At 75.1% G+C, this 3,902-nt stretch carries 5 protein-coding genes; all 5 read left to right on the top strand.

Features of this window, described 5'->3' with window-relative positions; translation table 11 throughout:
* On the top strand, positions 1-498 hold a 498-nt coding region (locus tag FNQ90_RS15245), incomplete at its 5' end, for a DUF2752 domain-containing protein (protein WP_182606882.1).
* Between the two features lie 261 nt (positions 499-759).
* The gene (trpC, locus tag FNQ90_RS15250; RefSeq protein WP_143619575.1) at positions 760-1,566 is read left to right on the top strand and encodes an indole-3-glycerol phosphate synthase TrpC; all 807 of its coding nucleotides are present in this window, start codon (positions 760-762) and stop codon (positions 1,564-1,566) included.
* 5 nt (positions 1,567-1,571) lie between these two features.
* Positions 1,572-1,760 carry a tryptophan biosynthesis modulator TrpM gene (gene trpM, locus FNQ90_RS28700; RefSeq protein WP_368733108.1) on the top strand — a complete coding sequence of 63 codons (189 nt, stop codon included), beginning with the start codon at positions 1,572-1,574 and terminating at the stop codon, positions 1,758-1,760.
* A gap of 177 nt (positions 1,761-1,937) precedes the next feature.
* Complete coding sequence (gene trpB, locus FNQ90_RS15255; RefSeq protein WP_228471230.1) at positions 1,938-3,278, top strand: tryptophan synthase subunit beta; 1,341 nt, start codon at positions 1,938-1,940, stop codon at positions 3,276-3,278.
* Positions 3,275-3,902 (top strand): tryptophan synthase subunit alpha (trpA, locus tag FNQ90_RS15260; protein ID WP_182606883.1); only part of this gene is annotated, 628 nt, incomplete at its 3' end. The genes trpB and trpA, both read left to right, overlap by 4 nt.

Consider the following 3,902-nt stretch of genomic DNA (forward strand, 5'->3'; position numbering starts at 1 on the left):
CCGCCGCCCCCGAACCCCGGGCTCCCGGGCCACCGGCCGTCCCGTGACCCCGCGAGCCGGCCGGCCCTCGTCGTCGCCGGACTGCTCGGCCTCGGTGTCCTGCTGGTCCTCGCCGTGGTGGACCCCTCGATCCCGGGGCGTTATCCGCCCTGTCCCGTGCGCGCCCTCTCCGGCCTGTGGTGTCCCGGGTGCGGAGGTCTGCGCGCCGGTCACGCCCTGACCCGGGGCGACCTTCCCGCGGCGTTGCGGGCCAATGCCCTGGTTCCCGTTCTCGCCCTCACGGTTCTTCTCGTCCCACCGCTGCGGACGATCCGCCGCCGGCTCCGGCCGCCGGAGGGCCGCGCCCGGGGCCGCACCCGCCCGGGGCGGGGCCCCGGCTCGCACCTCCGCCGTCCGGGAGCGACCATCCATCTCCTCGTCGGTGTGGTGGTGCTCCCGGTCCTCACGGTGTTCACCGTCCTGCGGAACCTGCCCGTCGGCGCGTTCCTCGCACCCTGAACGGTCTCCGGGGACGGGCCCCGGGCCGGATCCCTCCCGGCGTGCGTCCCGGCCGTCCGATGGGTGGACCGGCCCGGGGCGGATGCGGTCCCGGACCCCGTCGGCCGATACCATCGGCCTGTCCGATCGTGCGCGTGGACGGAACCGACGTCCGCCGTCGGCCGGGGCGCACGCCCGCGCGACGCGCCGCGCGCGGTCCCGTTCCCCGGGGCCGGCGGCGGGACGCCGCGACAGGAACCGCTACAGAAAGGAGCCACTCGGGTGAGTGTGCTCGACGAGATCATCGACGGGGTCCGGGCCGACCTCGCCGAGCGTCAGGAGCGGGTCGGGCTCGACGAGCTGAAGGAGGCCGCCGAGCGTGCCCCCGCCCCCCTCGACGGGGTGGCCGCCCTGCGCGGTGACGGGGTGCGTGTGATCTGCGAGGTCAAGCGGTCCAGCCCGTCCAAGGGAGCCCTCGCGGCCATCGCCGACCCGGCCGGACTGGCCGCCGACTACGAGGCGGGCGGCGCGGCCGCCATCTCGGTTCTCACCGAGCGGCGTCGCTTCGGCGGATCGCTGGCCGACCTCGACGCGGTGCGCGCCCGGGTGGACGTCCCCGTCCTGCGCAAGGACTTCATCGTCACCGCCTACCAGCTCTGGGAGGCCCGGGCGCACGGCGCCGACCTCGCCCTGCTGATCGTCGCCGCCCTCGAGCAGCCCGCGCTGGTCTCCCTGGTGGAGCGGGCCGAGTCCATCGGGCTGACCCCGCTGGTCGAGGTGCACGACGAGGAGGAGGTCGAGCGGGCCCTGGACGCCGGGGCACGGGTGATCGGGGTCAACGCACGGGACCTGCGCACCCTCGAGGTGGACCGCTCCACCTTCTCCCGCCTGGCCCCCGAGTTGCCCGCCGACGTGGTGAAGATCGCCGAGTCGGGCGTGCGCGGGCCGCACGACCTGATCGCCTACGCCCACGACGGCGCCGACGCCGTGCTCGTCGGGGAGTCCCTGGTCACCGGCCGCGACCCGCGCGCCGCGGTCGCCGACCTGGTGGCCGCCGGCGCCCACCCCGCCCTGCGACAGGAGCGCTGATCGACGTGGTCCGTCACGCCCGCCTGCTCCCCGGTTGCCGCCCGCGCGGCTGCCGGGCGCCGGCGCGTCGCGTGCTGGGCCGCCGCGTGCGCTACCACATCGGGTGCGAGCCCGGTCAGATCAACGGACGCCGATGGCCCGGGCCGACCGCCCCGCCGTCGGCCCCGTACCGGAGCGTTTCCCCGCTCCCCTGACGCAGCCTCCCGACCCCGGGTGGGTGCGGCGCGGAGCCGGTCGACGGCGGGGCGCGCCGTTCCGCCGCGCCCGCGCCCGCCCCGACCGGGGCCGGCGGGGTGGTTCCGGCGGGTCGGCGAACCGACACCCCACCGATACCGGTTCGGACCACCGCACCTTTCCGGAAGGCTCACGCCATGACCGATGGTTTCTTCCAACCCGACCCCGAGGGTCGGTTCCCCGGCGCCGACGGATACTTCGGCGCGTTCGGCGGCATGTTCATCCCCGAGGCCCTGCGGGCCGCGGTGGAGGAGGTCGCCGTCGAGTACGAGAAGGCGAAGGCGGATCCCGCCTTCGCCGCCGAGCTGAACGACCTGTTGGTCAACTACACCGGGCGTCCCAGCGCCCTGACCGAGGTACCGCGCTTCGCGGAGCACGCCGGCGGCGCCCGGGTGTTCCTCAAGCGCGAGGACCTCAACCACACCGGTTCGCACAAGATCAACAACGTGCTCGGTCAGGCACTGCTCACCCGCCGGATGGGCAAGACCCGGGTGATCGCCGAGACCGGCGCCGGACAGCACGGCGTGGCCACCGCCACCGCCTGCGCGCTGTTCGGCCTGGAGTGCGTGATCTACATGGGCGAGATCGACACCGAGCGGCAGGCGCTCAACGTCGCACGGATGCGGATGCTCGGCGCCCGGGTGGTGCCGGTGGCCTCCGGCAGCCGCACCCTGAAGGACGCGATCAACGAGGCATTCCGGGACTGGGTGGCCAACGTCGACCGCACCCACTACCTCTTCGGCACCGTCGCCGGCCCCCACCCCTTCCCGGTGATGGTCCGCGACTTCCACCGGGTGATCGGCGTCGAGGCCCGCCGCCAGATCCTGGAGCGGATCGGACGCCTGCCCGACGCCGTGGCGGCCTGCGTGGGCGGCGGGTCCAACGCCATCGGCCTGTTCCACGCCTTCCTTCCCGACACCGGGGTCCGCCTGGTGGGCCTGGAGGCCGCCGGGCACGGGGTGGCCTCCGGTAGGCACGCCGCCACGCTCACGGCCGGCGAACCGGGCATCCTGCACGGCTCGCGCTCCTACGTCCTGCAGGACGACGAGGGGCAGATCACCGAGCCGCACTCGATCTCGGCGGGGTTGGACTACCCCGGTATCGGCCCGGAGCACGCCTGGTTGAAGGACACCGGGCGGGGCGAGTACCGGCCGGTGACCGACGCCGAGGCGATGGAGGCGCTGCGACTGCTCTCCCGCACCGAGGGGATCATCCCCGCCATCGAGAGCGCGCACGCCCTGGCCGGTGCGCTGGAGGTGGGCCGGGAGCTGGGGCCGGAGGGCGTGGTGCTGGTCAACCTCTCCGGGCGCGGCGACAAGGACATGGACACCGCCGCCCGCTGGTTCGGCCTGTACGGGGACACGGCCGACGCCGTCGGGCGCCCCGAGGACCTCGCCGCCGACACCTCCACCGACCCCGCGGACCCGGCCGCCCCGGCGACCGACTCCGAACGCGCCTTCGAGGAGGGCACCGCATGAGCACCGTCGAGACCCCCGGCGCCGCCGGAGCCACGGGAACCACCGGCACCGCCGAGCTGCTCTCGTCCGTCCTCGCCCGCGCGGCGGAGGAGGACCGCGCCGCCCTGATCGGTTACTTCCCGGCCGGATTCCCCACCGTCGAGGACGGCATCCGGGCCGCCGTGGCCATGGCCGAGGGCGGATGCGACGTGCTGGAGGTCGGCCTGCCGCACAGCGATCCGGTCCTGGACGGCCCCGTCATCCAGACCGCCGACGACATCGCCCTGCGCGGCGGCCTGCGCATCGCGGACGTGCTGCGCACCATCCGGGAGGTCCACGCCGCCACCGGGGTCCCGGTGCTGTGCATGACCTACTGGAACCCGGTGGACCGGTACGGGCCCGAGCGGTTCGCCGCCGAGCTGGCCGCGGCCGGCGGTGCCGGGTGCATCCTGCCGGATCTGCCGGTGGAGGAGTCCGAGGCATGGCGCAAGGCCGCGGCCCGACACGGGCTGGCGACGGTCTTCGTGGTCGCGCCCAGCAGTCGGGACGCCCGACTGGCCACGATCACCGCGGCCGGCAGCGGCTTCGTCTACGCCGCATCCCTGATGGGGGTCACCGGCACCCGGGAGTCGGTGGGGGCCGAGG

This window comes from Streptomyces alkaliphilus (assembly GCF_014141535.1).
GTDB lineage: Bacteria > Actinomycetota > Actinomycetes > Streptomycetales > Streptomycetaceae > Streptomyces > Streptomyces alkaliphilus.